Genomic DNA, 12,930 nt, shown 5'->3' with positions numbered 1-12,930 from the left:
TGCTGTCCATGCTCCTTCCTCCCCGCACGATCCGTGTCACCGTCGCCGCCGCCGCTGCGGCGCTCGCCGTCACCGTCGGACTGACCGGTTGCGGCGATTCCGACGATTCCTCGACGAATGCCACCACGAGCAGTACCAGTATCGCGGCCGCTCCGTCCAGCGTTTCGGCAACTCCGGCACCTTCGGGTGACAACGCCGCGGCACCCACCGCCGATTCCCTGAAGGCGACGCTGATCAAGTTCGCCGATCCCGGAGTATCCACCGACGACAAGGCGAAACTGATCGTCAACGGCGACGCGCACAAGTCCAACATCGATCAGATGAACGGCATGCTCGCCGGCTACACCCTGACCTTCGCCGTCGACAACGTCGCGACCAGTGGTGACACCGCCACCGCCGATGTGACGATCACCTCTCCACACGGCACGGCGCCCGCGTTCCCGGTCACCTGGCAGCAGGAGGGCGGCACGTGGAAGCTCTCCGACGCCAGCGGCTGCCTGCTGCTCGGCTTCGCCCAGGCCCCCTGCACGCCCGCCTGACCGATCGGCACGGCCCGGACGGTCCGCGAGTACCACCTCGGCCTTGTCGTCGCTGTGCACCGCACGCAGGCCACAAGATCACCCGGGCTGGATCGCTCGCGGCCGGCCGGCGGGCCACACCCCCGTAGTTTCACTCAGCGAGCGGGGTAGTTCCGCGCTGTGTCGGTGGCGCGAATTCTGCGATGGTCTCTGGCATGAGCGTTGTTCCCAGTGTCGCGGTGGTCACCGCGAACACCCCGGCCGATCGTGACCGGTTCCTGGATCTGCTGCGGATCTCGTCGCTGGTGGTGGTCGTCGCCGGTCACTGCCTGATGCTGACCGTGACGGTGTCGGGCACCGAGGTCCGTTTCGGCAATGTGCTCGCCGATCTGCCGATGCTGCGCCCGCTCACCTGGGTTCTGCAGGTGCTTCCGCTGTTCTTCTTCGCTGGCGTGGCCGCGGGTGCGCGCGGCATCGGGCCGGGAACATCATGGGGCGCTTGGCTTTTCCGGCGCACCCAGCGGCTGGTCCGACCGCTCGGCTACTTCGTGGCCGCCTCGGTGGCGCTGCTGGTGGTGGCCGATCTGGTGCTCGCGCCGGGGTGGCATCGTCCGCTCGCGGTGACCAGCGTGCAGCTGCTGTGGTTTCTCGGCACGTACCTGGCGGTGCTGGCGTTCGTGCCGTCGCTCGCGGCGCTGATCACCAGCGGTGGCCGGATGTTCGCCGCGGTCGCGGTGATCGTGGCAGGCACGGCGATCGTCGACGCGGTGCGGCTCACCGGCGGGCCGAGCGAGCTCGGCTACCTCAACATGGTCGTCTGGCTGGTGCCCGCGGTGCTCGGGATCGGGTATCTGCGTGGCATGCTGCGCCGGCGGACCGCGGCGGTCCTGGCCGGTGTGGTTCTGGTCGCCGACGCGCTCTTGGTCCTGGTCGGCCCGTACGAGGTGAGCATGGTCACCGTGCCGGGCCAACGGCTGTCGAATCTGGCGCCGCCCTCGCTGCTGCTGGCCGGGCACGCGGTGATGCTGTGCTGCGCCGCCGTCGCCGTGGCGCCCTGGCTGCGGCGTCTCGCCGCCCGCCCGCGCGTCTGGTGGTCGACCGTCATCGGCAACACCGGCGCCATGACGCTGTACCTGTGGCACATGCCCGCCCTGCTCACCGTGCTGGTACTCAGCCACCTGGCAGGCGCCGACCGCGCCGCACCCACCGAATCCGGATTCTGGCTGCTCACGGCGGTGCAGCTCACCGCGACCGCCGCACTCACCGGCGCGCTGTTCCTCGGCCTGCGTGGCCTCGAGAACACACCGCTGCGCTGGTGGGACGGGCCGGTCGCGGCAGTGCGGGGCGTCCGCTCGGCCGCCACCGTGCTGACCGTGATCGCCGCCGGGATCGCGATCCTGCAAGCCACCCGATGGGGCCTCACCGCAGACGGTGGGCTCTGGTTCGCAGGCGCGGCGGCAGCGTTGCTCGCCGCCCGCCTGCTCACCCGCGCGTGATCAGCCCTTGGACGGACGCCGCTGCGGCTTGGGCGTGACGGTGCCCTCGGCCAGCCGCCGCGCGCTCACCAGGAACGCGGTATGGCCCTGCATGCGATGCTCCGGGCGCACGGCCAGGCCGACGACGTGCCAGCCACGCACCATCGACTCCCACGAGCGCGGTTCGGTCCAGCATTCCTGCTCACGCAGCGCCTCGACCACCTTCGACAGCTGGGTGACGGTGGCGACGTAGACCACCAGCACCCCACCGGGAACCAGCGCCTTCGACACCGCGGGCAACGCGTCCCACGGCGCCAGCATGTCGAGCACGACACGATCGACCTGGGGGCCCTCGTACTGCGCCACGTCGGCGATCGTGATCGACCAGTTCGCCGGCCGCTCGCCGAAGAAGGTCTCCACGTTGCGGACGGCGTGCTCGGCGTGGTCGTCGCGGATCTCGTAGGAGATCACCTCGCCCTCGGGACCGACCGCGCGCAGCAGCGAGCAGGTCAGCGCGCCCGAACCGGCGCCGGCTTCCAGCACCCGCGCGCCCGGGAACACATCGCCCTCGTGCACGATCTGGGCGGCGTCCTTGGGGTAGATCACCGCGGCGCCACGCGGCATCGACAGCACGTAGTCGGTGAGCAGCGGGCGAAGGGCCAGATACGGGGTGCCGTTGACCGACTTCACCACGGTGCCCTCGTCGTTGCCGATGAGGTCGTCGTGCTTGATGCCGCCGCGATGGGTATGGAATTCCTTACCCTCCTCGAGCACCACGGTGAAGAGGCGTCCCTTACCGTCGGTCAGCTGCACGCGGTCCCCGATAGCGAATGGACCGGTTCGTCTGGCCGTCATTGATCTCCCGTTCTTCGAATGGACCTGTCAGCCTGCCAGGCGCGGCGATCCGCGCGATCGACGGGTCAGCTATTTCGCGGCGGCCGCGCGATCGTGTCGGTGTGTGCGGTTAACCTGCGAAACATGTCAGCGCCCTTGTCCGTGCCCCTCACCGACGACACCGCCGACGCGCCGGTGCATCGGTCGCGTCCGGCGTTGTCGCCTTCGCGGGCAAGCGATTTCAAGCAGTGCCCACTGAAGTACCGGTTACGGGCGATCGATCGGGTGCCGGAACCGCCGTCGCGAGCCGCGGTACGCGGGACCGTGGTGCACGCGGTGCTGGAAGACCTGTTCGGGTTGCCCGCGGCCGAGCGTCAGCCGGCACGGGCCGCCGAGTTGGTACCGGGGGCGTGGGAGCGTGTGCGCGCGGAGCGCGACGGGGTGGACGAGCTCGTCGCCGAGGGTGGGCCGGAAGCGCTGTTCGACGAAGTGCGCACACTGGTCGCGAGCTATTACGAGCTCGAGGACCCGCGCCGATTCGAGCCGCACGCGCTCGAGGAACGGGTCGAGGTCGACCTCGACGGCGATATTCCGCTGCGCGGCTTCGTCGACCGCATCGACGTGGCGCCCAACGGCCTGCTGCGCGTGGTCGACTACAAGACCGGTCGCTCCCCCGGCCCCCTGCACGAGGCGCGAGCGCTGTTCCAGCTCAAGTTCTACGCGCTGATGATCTTGCGCACCCGCGACATCGTCCCGGCCCAACTGCGCCTGATCTATCTGGCCGACAAGAACATTCTCACCTACACACCCGAGCGCGAGGAACTGGACCGCTTCCAGCGCATCCTCACCGCGCTCTGGCAGGCCATCATCGACGCGGGCCGAACCGGAGACTTCCCGCCCACTCGCAATTCGATGTGCAAGTACTGCGACTTCAAGCCCCTGTGCCCCGAGTACGGCGGCACACCCCCGCCCTATCCGGGCTGGCCGGTCCAGGCCCCGGTCCCGGCCGACCTGGTGACAGAACGTCTCCCCGAAGACGTGTGACCGCACTCACTGCGCGGGTTAAGCTACGCACACCCTATGCAACTCGTTGAATATGAGGTGAGCTGACAGATGCATCCTTTCCGCACGGCGGTCGAAGCACGAGACGAAGCGGCCATCGAAGCATTGCTGGCCGAGAATGTGGTCTTCACCAGCCCCGTCGCTTTCCAGCCCTATCCCGGCAAGGCCATCACCGCGGCCATCTTGCGCGCGGTGATCCGCGTCTTCGAAGACTTCCGCTACGTGCGCGAGATCGGCGAGGGGCGCGATCACGCCCTGGTGTTCGAGGCCACCGTGGACGGCAAGCAACTCACCGGGTGCGATTTCGTCCACCTCGACGAGGACGGCAAGATCGATGAGCTGATGGTGATGGTCCGTCCGCTGTCGGCCGCGACCGCACTGGCCGCACGGATGGGCGCGCAGTTCGAACAGATCAAGGCCGAGGCGACCGCGAGCAGCCGGGCTGATTCCTGAGGCTGCCCGCGGCGCGTACTCAGACCGCGAAGTCGCGGAACAGCAGCACCGAAAGACCCAGGCCGACAGCGAGGTTCACCACCGCCGCCGATCCGAAGACCACGATCGGCCGCCAACCGGCTTCGCGCAGCCCGCGCAGCGAGAACTCCAGGCCGATGGAGACGAAGGCCAGGATCAGGAACCAGGTGCGCAGGTCGTTGATGACGGCGATGTGCGCGGCACCCGTCTTCTTGTCGACCGACTGCAGATACAGCGTGCCGATGATCGACGCGGCGATGAATCCGAGCACGAATTTCGGGAACCTGGCCCAGAATTCGCCGATACTCGGACGAGCGGCACCCTCGGTGCGATCCACGCGGAACGCGAACCAGGCGGTGAGAGCGATCGCCACGAGACCGATGAGCGCGTTCTGCGTGGTCTTGACGATCGTCGCGATCTGCAACGACTGCTCACCCGCCAGCGCACCCGCGGCAGCCACCGCGGCGGTGGTGTCGATATTGCCACCGATCCACGCGCCCGCCACCGCATCGGAGAGCCCGAGAACGTCGGCGAGCCAGGGCAACAGGAAGATCGAGGGCAACGCGAAGATGATCACCAGCGACGCCGCGTAGGCGATCTGCTCGCGTCGCGCCTGCACCGCACCCGCCGCCGCGATGGCCGCGCTCACCCCGCAGATCGACACCGCCGACGACAGCAGCGCCCGCAACTTGTCGTCGAGACCGAGCACCCCGCCCAGCCACCAGGTGAACCCGAAGACGATGGTGATCAACGCCAGCGCCTGCACGATCGACGGAGCGGCCGCCGTCACCAGGATCTTCAGATTGATCGAAGCGCCGAGCAGCACCACCCCGGTCTTGATGAAGAACTCGGTCCGGAACCCGGCCGAAAGCCGGTCCCGCAGGCCGATCTTGCTCAGCACCACATTGCCGATCAACCCGATCGCGATCGCGTACACCGGATACTCGACCGTCTTCGCAACCCGCTTGAACGGCGTATCCGCGGCCCACTGCGGAACATGGGTGTCGAAGAACCGCGTCAACGCGCCCAGCGCGAGCACCAGCAGGATCCCGGCCACGATGTCGCGCGCCGTCGGCCGCGTATTCGCCTGCAACGCCGCGGTTTCCGACGTCGTCCTGACCTCCCCCATCACGGCACCAGCCAATCCGGGATCGCGCCGACCAGCACCAGGCCGATCAGGACGAGCCCGACGACGGTAGCCAACCAGTCTTCGTTCCAGCTGAATGCGCTGCCCGGCCGAGGCTCGGGTTGTGTCTGCGACACGATGACTCCTCGCTGTTCCTCATCGAGAAAACGCAAGGTAGCAACGGAATCGCGAGGGCACACCGATTGTGTTCAGCCTGAGCGGATCTCGCCGCCGGCCGCACGATAGGGTGCATGATGTTCGAGAGCGATCGAGTTCAGGGGTGGGTTCAGTGCGCATTACCGGGAAGATGCGCGCTGTCGCACTGGTGCTGATCGTGGTGGTTGCCGCGCTGGCCGGCAACGCGATCCTTGTCGAACGCGACACCCGAGCAGCCGAACCCTTCGCGGGCGGACATGTCCTGGTCCTCGACGGCCCCGACCTCAATGTGCGCGAGTACGGCCCGGCCATCGGCGAGCGGGCGGTCGTTCTGCTGCACGGCTATTCGGCCTCGATCGAATGGTGGGAACAGGTCGCCCCCGCGCTGGCGGCGGCCGGGAACCGGGTCGTGGCCATCGATCTCGTCGGACACGGCGGCTCCGAATCGACCGGCGACGACGGCGACTTCGATGCCGAGGGCCAAGCGAGGGCAGTCCTGCGTGCGTTGGACACGCTCGGTATCCGCCAGGCGGCCCTGGTCGCGCACTCCATGGGCGGACACGTCGCCACACAGCTCGCGCAGCAGGAGCCCGGCCGCGTCGAACGGGTCGCGGTGATCGACACCCAGGGCGGTCCCGGGCTGCGTGCGATGCCGATGCTCGCGGCGCTAAACTGCGTGCCGATCGTCGGGGCACTCTCGGACCGCTTGCGACCGATCGATGCGATCACGGATGGTTCGCTGCAGACCGCGTTCGCCGCGGACTATCCCGTTCCGGCACTGGCACATCGGTCACTCGAACGACTCACCCACCGCGGGGTATGTCGTTCGACCGCCGCCGTCGAGCTCAACGACGAACGCGCCGTGGCCGACCGTCTCGCGGCTCTGGGCAAGCCGATCCTGGTGATCTGGGGTGAGCACGACGCGCTGGCCCCGACCGCGACCAATGTCGCTCGATTCGCTGAAGCCGGATTGCGCGCCCAGGTGATCGCGGGGTCCGGGCACAGCTCGCTGGTGGAGCAACCCGACGTGCTCATCGCGGTGGTGGCGCCCTTCGTCGCTCGCGCGGGCAGCTAGGCCTACTGCAGGCGACGATCCTCTTCTTCTTGCAGGCGGCGGCGCTCTTCTTCGCGCTCGACCTGCTCCTTCTCGATCTTCTCTTCGTGTTCGTTCTTGTTCGACATGTTCGCCCCGATCACTGATTGTCCGGACAAATCTGCGATTCCAGCCTACCCGCGGCGGAATGCCCGTCGGCGGCCTCGACCAGCGCATCGAAGACGGCTACCTTCGGACTGCCGGGAATCCATGGACGGTGGCCTCACCCGCGCTGCCGTCCGCTGGGTCGTCTCCACCGAGTCGAGGAGAAATAATGAACCGCACTCTGTTCAGGGCCGTCGCCCTGGCCGCCATCACGCTGGCGATGGGGACCTGTCCGACCGTCGCATCGGCAGGTTCGACAGCACAGCCAGCCGTCGTCGAGCCCCTCGTCGCCGACGCGGTGACAGCGCCGTTCGACCCGATCTGCCCGTTGTGTTTCGTGCGTGAGGCGCTCGAGAGTCTCTCGGCGAAGTAAGTTCAGGCGCCGAAAACACGAAGCCCCCCACCTGCGCGAACTCAGGTGAGGGGCTTCGGGAAGTACTGCTCAGAAGGCCCGGCAGGAGCGGATGTCGGTGGCGAGGATGGCCTTGGCGCCGAGGTCGGCGAGGCGGTCCATCAGTTCGTTGCCCTGCTTGCGGGGAACGAGGGCGCGTACGGCGACCCACTCGGGATCGGTGAGCGGCGAGACCGTCGGTGATTCCAGTCCGGGGGTGATCGCGACGGCCTGGTCGAAGAGCGACTTGGGGCAGTCGTAGTCGAGCATCAGGTACTGCTGGGCGAAGACGACGCCCTGGATGCGGTTGATGAGCTGGTTGCGGGCGCGATCGTCGCGGTCGGACCCGGTGCGTTCGATGAGGACGCCTTCGGAATCGCACAGGGACTCGCCGAACGCGACCAGGTTGTGCTGACGCAGGGTGCGCCCGGATCCGACGACGTCGGCGATGGCGTCGGCGACACCGAGCTGGATCGAGATCTCGACCGCGCCGTCGAGGCGGATCACCTCGGCGTCGATGCCGAAGCGGGCGAGGTCGGCGCGGACCAGGTTCGGGTAGGAGGTGGCGATACGCTTGCCCGCCAGATCCTCGACCTTCCAGTCCTCGCCGGCGGGGGCGGCGTAGCGGAAGCTCGAGCGGCCGAAACCGAGCGACAGCCGCTCGCTCACCGGGGAACCGGAGTCGAGGGCCAGATCACGGCCGGTGATGCCGAGGTCGAGCTCACCGGAGCCGACGTAGATGGCGATGTCCTTGGGGCGCAGGAAGAAGAACTCGACCTGATTGGCGGGGTCGAGAACGGTGAGATCGCGGGAATCGGTCCGTTTGCGGTATCCGGCCTCGCTCAGGATGGAGGTGGCGGCTTCCGACAGCGAACCCTTGTTGGGAACGGCGACGCGCAACATGGGAATGGGGTCCTTTCGGGGAAGTGAGAAACGTGTCGATCGAGACGGATCAGCCGTCACAGATGTCGGTACACGTCCTCGAGCTTCAGCCCGCGACCCAGCATCATCACCTGGACCCAGTACAGCAGCTGGGAGATCTCCTCGGCGAGCGCTTCATCGCTCTCGTGCTCGGCGGCCAGCCAGATCTCGCCGGCCTCCTCCAGGACCTTCTTGCCCTGGAAATGAACGCCTGCGTCCAGCGCGGCCACGGTGCCAGAGCCCTCGGGACGGGTCTGGGCACGCTCGGTCAGCTCGGCGAACAGGGATTCGAAGTTCTTCACGAGTAGAGATTGTTTCATACCCGACCCAGCGGTTTTCCCGGCGCACCGCGCGGTGCGGCACGCCGGGAAACGATCACGCCGGTTGAGCGAGCAGTTCGCGCAGGTCGGCTACGGCGGTGCGCAGGTGATCGGCGAAGGCGTACATCTGGTCGGACACCGATTTGGGGGTGGCCAGGTAGATGTTCCACCGATCCGGCAGCAGCACGTAGGCGATGCCGATGCAGCGCGGGCTGGTCGAGCCGAAGCCGAAGTAGCGGATGTACTTCGACGGGGCCGAGCTGGTCGAGAGGTAGTCGTCGCGCATGACCGTCCAGCCGGGGCTGTCGAACAGCGCGATCCGCTCATCGGCGACGCCGAGCTGTTCGCCACGGCGGCGCTGGATCCATTCCAGTTCCCACAGGTGCTGCTCGGGCGCCTGCCCGGCTTGGCATTCCTTGGCCCGCGCGACGTGGGCGGACGCGGCGGTGCGCGCCGCGGCCAGCTTGGTGGCGGAGTCGGCGTCGTCGGACACCATCGCGTCGACGAACGCCACCATTTCCGGGGTCACCACGCGCATGGCCTCGGTGCGGCCGTTGCGGAACTGCCGGGTGGCGATGGATTCGTAGGTGGCGCCGGTGAGCCCCTTGCTGCGCCGGTGGGCGAGCTGGTAGCTGAGCTGAGCGAAGGCATCGGGTGAGATGCCCAGCTTCTTGGCCTCGCCGGTGCCGAAGTCGTCGAACGACACCAGCGAGGTGGCCGTGTCGGCGGCGAAGCGGGCGAAGTCGGCGCCCGCCGCGGCGATGTCGGCGCGCGCGGCGGAGTCGAGCACGAACTCGATCGGCTCCACCGAGGGCAGCCCCTGCGACTGCGCGCCGCTGGTCGCCGCGTGATCCTGGGCGGTCCGCTCGAGCAGCGCGTCGACGAACGACAGCACGGTGGTGCCGTCGAGTCCGCAGTGCTCGATATTGATGCCGGCCTGGCCGTCGGCGAAGACGATGAACGACACCGACTTGTCGAAGTAGCGGTTGCCGCTGTCACCGTGGAGCAGCTGATCGCAGGCGTGCAGTTCGTCGCGCGGGGCGAAGTCTTCCAGGCACACCGAGAACAGCGCCGTCTCCACCGCGTCGAAGGCCTCGACATTGGCGGGCTCGGTGCGCAGCACTTCCCGGCTGCGCGCCCATGCCGCACGGGCCTTCGTGGTGAGATGGCCGACCGAGGTGTCGGTCGCGGCGGGCTTGGTGCCGCCCTTGATCACCGCGCGCAGCCCGTCGACCACGTCGTCGAACGCGTACGGCGCGCCGTCGGGTCCGATGACATCCATCCGGAAGATGTTGCCGCGGTAGAAGACCGCGATGTGCCGGGCATCCGAGGGGCCAGGCCATTCCGGGCTGTAGGGCTTGCGGACGCTGTCCTGGATCTCGCCGGGAATCCGGGTCTCGGAGAACAGGTACTTGTTCTGCCACATCGACAGCGCCTGCCCGCGCTGGGTCACCGGTGGGATCTTCTCCGCGTCCAATGCCAGCTTGTAATCGACTGCCGCCCCGATGATCGCGGCGGCCCGCTCGGCCTGCCCGGCGACGGTCGACGCCGCCAGCGGGGTGTCGTCACGGAACAGGAACACGAAGTTGGCGTTCAGCGCGATCCGGTCCCGACGGCCCAGATACCGGGACGGCCAGAATTCGTCGAGCCAGCTACCGACGCCGGGGGTGGCGTCGTAGTCGGCGAGGGCGGCGTGCAGCGCGCGCCCGGCCCCACCGGGGCGCAGCAGCTCAGCTACCGCGCCCTCGGTGGTGGCGTAATCTTCGGCGCCGAGCAGGGGCTGACACCACTGCAGGAACCGCGCGCAACTGTCGTCCAGACTCGGCAGCGGTACCCGGGGCAGCGTGTCTTCGGCGGCGAACGTGGGTTGGTTCAATCCAAGTCCTCAGGTCTCGATGGGATGCGGGCGGGACAGGAACAGGTTGGCGTAGAGCCAGCCTTCGGCTTCGTGGTCGGTGGTGTCGATTCCCTTGGCCGCCAACGCATCCAGCACTTGTTCACGTTCCTGCGACGAGGCGAACCTCCGCTGCTGGAACATACCGGGACGTTGCTCGCTGCGGTAGCCGAGCGCGGCCAGTTCCTCGGCGATGGGACCGAAATCGAACATCCGCAACACGAAATGCGCCATCCACGGTCGCTTGCGCGGATCTGCTTGGGCGACCCTGGACAGGGTTTTCTCGGTGATGTAGCCGACGCATCCGGTGGAGATCACCAGATCGGCGGAGGCCAGCACACGGCGCTGCGCCTCGGTGGGCTCGGTGGCCTCGAGGTCGGCGTGCACGTAGTCGTGCAGGAGTCCGGCGGCGTGGGCGTAGGTCAGCGCCGGGCGTGCGGCGTCCATCCCGATGAAGCGTACGTCGGGCATCAGATCGCCGCGCAACCGCTCCCGGTCGGCGGCGATCAGCCCGATCTTGTCGGTGTCGACGTGATCACGGTAGTGCCCGGCCAATTCGTCGACGGTGGTGTCGGTGCGCAGCAGTGCCGCGTTCACCCCGTAGGAGCACCCGAGGTCGAGCACCGTCGGGATCCGGCCCGGCCGAGCGGCCCGCAGCTGGCGCAGCTGCTCGGCGAAGTGCGGCTTCGCCAGTTCCGGGATCCGGTAGTCCAGCTCGTTCATCCGTGCGAAGTACGCACGCGGATCCGGACTTTCGTAGATGTCGTCGAAGGATGCTTTGCCTGTGGTGTGCAACGGAACGGACATGGGCGGTTCCTCTCAGTCGAGCAGTCGGTCACCTCGGACGGCGTCGGCCGCGGCGGCCACATGGTCGGGCAGGACACGGCCGAACAACTGCCTGGTGCGTTCGACCGTGCCGATCACCCCTGGACGGTCCGTGTAGGCGAAAATCGCCGAATGTCGTTGGCTCGCACCGGCCACCTCGGTGACGCGGTGCAGAGAGAAGCGGCCCTTGAACAGCTGCAGATCGCCGGGGCGCAGTTCCAGCGCGCGAATGAACCGGGTGCCGTCACCGGTGAGCACGGCGCGCACGTCGTCGAGGTGCTCGGCGTGCGGGTCGCGGATATTGGGGCAGTACTCGAACACGCCGCCGGCGTCGGGCTTGCGCGTGAGCATGCTCACGGTGAATTCGTTGGTGTCGAAATGCCACGGATGCGACATCCCCGGCTCGACCACGTTCAGGCACAAACCTGCCAGTGGGTCGGCGAATTCGTGCAGATCCTCGAGTTCGAAACAGTCGGCGACGAAGCGCTGGAACACCGGGTCGGTGTAGAGGCGCTGGATCAGCGCCTCGGCCGGGATCCGGTCGCGGGCCACGAACGCGTTACCGCGATCGAGCACGATCCGCGCCGGATGGCCGGCGGGCAGGTCGGCGTCGAGGGGAATGTTGTAGGCGTTGACCCGCTCCACCTTGTAGTGGGCGTGCGGTGCGATCGCCTCCCCCTCGGCGCGCAGCGTATCGAGCAGCTGCGGGCGAATGAACTCGCGCAGCACCGTACAGCCGTCCTCGGCCAGCCCGGCGCGGGCGGCGTCGACAGCCGCCTGCCTGCCCGAACCACCGAGATCGGTGAGTGGATACCGTGCGATGTCGACGATTTCGTCAAGCCCCCGCGTGCCCGTCATGTACCCAGTTTGCGGGAATATTCGGGCGAGCGCCCGTGGTTTCGACAAATCGGGCATATCCCGGGAAGATCACAATCGGGCGAAATCAACTGTGCGGCAACAGTTTTCGTAGATTCAACCTGGGTTTCGGTACTATCACGGTAGGCTATTACGCCCTATCACGCTCCGCTGTCGAAAGATTCACACGCGTGCGTCGAGTGCGACTCGCAGATCATCCACCGACAAACCGATCAGCGACTCCCGGAATACCCGCCCCGGCGCCTCGGGAACCGCGATCTCGCACGGAATCACAATCAGACCGCAGCCCGCGCCCTGTGCCGCGAGCGAACCGGTCGGCGAGTCCTCGATCGCGACACAGTCACCCGGGTCGACCCCGAGCAGTTCCGCGGCGCGGCGGTAGACGGCCGGATCGGGCTTGCCGTGGGCCACCTCGTCACCGCAGACGGAGGTGTCGAAGAAGTCGCGGCCGAGGGTGTCGAGGCCGTATTCGGTGAGCGAACGCTTGGTGTTGGTCACCAGCGCGGACTTCATGCCCGCCTCGCGCACCATCGCCAGCGCGTCCTTGGCGCCGGGACGCCACGGGATCGGGCCGAGCATCAGCTCGGTGACCCGGCGCTCCAGGAACTCCCCCGCCTCGACGATCGTCTGCGGCGACGGGTCGAGGCCGATACCGTCGAAGAGCATCCGCAGCGCGTTGGGGCCGGAGGCGCCGATCAGGGCGTGGCGGACCTCGTCGGTCAGCTCGCGACCGTGTTCGCGGGCCAGTTCACGAACCGCGATGTCCCACAGCTTCTCCGAATCGAGCAGCGTGCCGTCCATGTCCCACAGCACCGCGGCCGGTCGCGCGCTCACCTGTTACTCGCCTCGTTCTCGTCACACAT

At 67.8% G+C, this 12,930-nt stretch carries 15 protein-coding genes; 6 read left to right on the top strand and 9 right to left on the bottom strand.

All coding sequences use genetic code 11. The features are described 5' to 3' along the window. Positions 1-8 precede the first annotated feature (8 nt). Both ACFTS5_RS04740 and ACFTS5_RS04735 read left to right on the top strand, forming a co-directional pair. Positions 9-539: a hypothetical protein gene (locus tag ACFTS5_RS04740; protein ID WP_378627413.1), complete on the top strand. Its 531-nt coding sequence runs from the start codon at positions 9-11 to the stop codon at positions 537-539. Positions 540-733: 194 nt separating this feature from the next. Continuing rightward, entirely contained in the window at positions 734-2,014 is a 1,281-nt protein-coding gene (locus tag ACFTS5_RS04735; RefSeq protein WP_378627411.1) for an acyltransferase, read from the top strand. Here the strand turns inward: ACFTS5_RS04735 and ACFTS5_RS04730 are convergent, their stop codons facing one another. Beyond that, positions 2,015-2,848 (bottom strand): tRNA (adenine-N1)-methyltransferase, encoded by an 834-nt coding sequence (locus ACFTS5_RS04730; RefSeq protein ID WP_358121145.1) that lies wholly within the window; start codon positions 2,846-2,848, stop codon positions 2,015-2,017. A 123-nt stretch (positions 2,849-2,971) separates the two neighbouring features. Between ACFTS5_RS04730 and ACFTS5_RS04725 the strand changes: the two genes are divergently transcribed. Both ACFTS5_RS04725 and ACFTS5_RS04720 read left to right on the top strand, forming a co-directional pair. Beyond that, positions 2,972-3,871, top strand: a complete 900-nt coding sequence (locus tag ACFTS5_RS04725; RefSeq protein WP_378627409.1) for a RecB family exonuclease — start codon at positions 2,972-2,974, stop codon at positions 3,869-3,871. Between the two features lie 69 nt (positions 3,872-3,940). Beyond that, positions 3,941-4,342: a nuclear transport factor 2 family protein gene (locus ACFTS5_RS04720; RefSeq protein ID WP_358182305.1), complete on the top strand. Its 402-nt coding sequence runs from the start codon at positions 3,941-3,943 to the stop codon at positions 4,340-4,342. 19 nt (positions 4,343-4,361) lie between these two features. Here ACFTS5_RS04720 and ACFTS5_RS04715 read toward each other — a convergent pair whose 3' ends face one another. Then, a complete protein-coding gene (locus ACFTS5_RS04715; protein WP_378627408.1) occupies positions 4,362-5,489 on the bottom strand; it encodes a YeiH family protein in 1,128 nt (375 codons plus the stop codon). Further along, positions 5,489-5,623 carry a hypothetical protein gene (locus ACFTS5_RS04710; protein WP_266290015.1) on the bottom strand — a complete coding sequence of 45 codons (135 nt, stop codon included), beginning with the start codon at positions 5,621-5,623 and terminating at the stop codon, positions 5,489-5,491. The genes ACFTS5_RS04715 and ACFTS5_RS04710 overlap by 1 nt, the downstream gene beginning before the upstream one ends. A 152-nt stretch (positions 5,624-5,775) precedes the next feature. Here ACFTS5_RS04710 and ACFTS5_RS04705 point away from each other — a divergent pair, with 152 nt between their 5' ends. Together ACFTS5_RS04705 and ACFTS5_RS04700 are read left to right on the top strand one after the other, a co-directional pair. Further along, positions 5,776-6,717, top strand: a complete 942-nt coding sequence (locus tag ACFTS5_RS04705; RefSeq protein ID WP_378627406.1) for an alpha/beta fold hydrolase — start codon at positions 5,776-5,778, stop codon at positions 6,715-6,717. Positions 6,718-7,009: 292 nt separating this feature from the next. Beyond that, the gene (locus tag ACFTS5_RS04700; protein WP_378627403.1) at positions 7,010-7,213 is read left to right on the top strand and encodes a hypothetical protein; all 204 of its coding nucleotides are present in this window, start codon (positions 7,010-7,012) and stop codon (positions 7,211-7,213) included. A 69-nt stretch (positions 7,214-7,282) separates the two neighbouring features. On the opposite strand, the gene hisG is transcribed toward ACFTS5_RS04700, so the two are convergent. From hisG to ACFTS5_RS04670, 6 genes are all read right to left on the bottom strand, one after another. Next, a complete protein-coding gene (gene hisG / locus ACFTS5_RS04695; protein ID WP_378627402.1) occupies positions 7,283-8,134 on the bottom strand; it encodes an ATP phosphoribosyltransferase in 852 nt (283 codons plus the stop codon). A gap of 56 nt (positions 8,135-8,190) precedes the next feature. Beyond that, the gene (locus ACFTS5_RS04690) at positions 8,191-8,472 is read right to left on the bottom strand and encodes a phosphoribosyl-ATP diphosphatase (protein WP_174562637.1); all 282 of its coding nucleotides are present in this window, start codon (positions 8,470-8,472) and stop codon (positions 8,191-8,193) included. Between the two features lie 55 nt (positions 8,473-8,527). Further along, positions 8,528-10,348: a choline/carnitine O-acyltransferase gene (locus ACFTS5_RS04685; protein WP_378627399.1), complete on the bottom strand. Its 1,821-nt coding sequence runs from the start codon at positions 10,346-10,348 to the stop codon at positions 8,528-8,530. A gap of 9 nt (positions 10,349-10,357) precedes the next feature. Next, positions 10,358-11,173: a class I SAM-dependent methyltransferase gene (locus ACFTS5_RS04680; RefSeq protein ID WP_378627397.1), complete on the bottom strand. Its 816-nt coding sequence runs from the start codon at positions 11,171-11,173 to the stop codon at positions 10,358-10,360. 12 nt (positions 11,174-11,185) lie between these two features. Then, positions 11,186-12,049, bottom strand: a complete 864-nt coding sequence (locus ACFTS5_RS04675; RefSeq protein ID WP_378627394.1) for an arpA protein — start codon at positions 12,047-12,049, stop codon at positions 11,186-11,188. A gap of 180 nt (positions 12,050-12,229) precedes the next feature. Then, positions 12,230-12,901 (bottom strand): HAD family hydrolase, encoded by a 672-nt coding sequence (locus tag ACFTS5_RS04670; RefSeq protein WP_378627393.1) that lies wholly within the window; start codon positions 12,899-12,901, stop codon positions 12,230-12,232. Positions 12,902-12,930: the final 29 nt, after the last annotated feature.

The sequence above is a fragment of the Nocardia sp. NPDC056952 genome, from assembly GCF_042674185.1.
Taxonomy (GTDB): domain Bacteria; phylum Actinomycetota; class Actinomycetes; order Mycobacteriales; family Mycobacteriaceae; genus Nocardia.
This window is presented reverse-complemented; position numbering and strand designations above follow the sequence as displayed.

What these genes read in the sequence shown, in the direction of transcription:
- ACFTS5_RS04740 (WP_378627413.1), top strand. Translation starts at nt 9, where the DNA reads ATGCTCCTTCCTCCCCGCACGATCCGTGTCACCGTCGCCGCCGCCGCT.
- ACFTS5_RS04735 (WP_378627411.1), top strand. Translation starts at nt 734, where the DNA reads ATGAGCGTTGTTCCCAGTGTCGCGGTGGTCACCGCGAACACCCCGGCC.
- ACFTS5_RS04730 (WP_358121145.1), bottom strand. Translation starts at nt 2,848, where the DNA reads ATGACGGCCAGACGAACCGGTCCATTCGCTATCGGGGACCGCGTGCAG.
- ACFTS5_RS04725 (WP_378627409.1), top strand. Translation starts at nt 2,972, where the DNA reads ATGTCAGCGCCCTTGTCCGTGCCCCTCACCGACGACACCGCCGACGCG.
- ACFTS5_RS04720 (WP_358182305.1), top strand. Translation starts at nt 3,941, where the DNA reads ATGCATCCTTTCCGCACGGCGGTCGAAGCACGAGACGAAGCGGCCATC.
- ACFTS5_RS04715 (WP_378627408.1), bottom strand. Translation starts at nt 5,489, where the DNA reads ATGGGGGAGGTCAGGACGACGTCGGAAACCGCGGCGTTGCAGGCGAAT.
- ACFTS5_RS04700 (WP_378627403.1), top strand. Translation starts at nt 7,010, where the DNA reads ATGAACCGCACTCTGTTCAGGGCCGTCGCCCTGGCCGCCATCACGCTG.
- hisG (WP_378627402.1), bottom strand. Translation starts at nt 8,134, where the DNA reads ATGTTGCGCGTCGCCGTTCCCAACAAGGGTTCGCTGTCGGAAGCCGCC.
- ACFTS5_RS04690 (WP_174562637.1), bottom strand. Translation starts at nt 8,472, where the DNA reads ATGAAACAATCTCTACTCGTGAAGAACTTCGAATCCCTGTTCGCCGAG.
- ACFTS5_RS04680 (WP_378627397.1), bottom strand. Translation starts at nt 11,173, where the DNA reads ATGTCCGTTCCGTTGCACACCACAGGCAAAGCATCCTTCGACGACATC.
- ACFTS5_RS04675 (WP_378627394.1), bottom strand. Translation starts at nt 12,049, where the DNA reads ATGACGGGCACGCGGGGGCTTGACGAAATCGTCGACATCGCACGGTAT.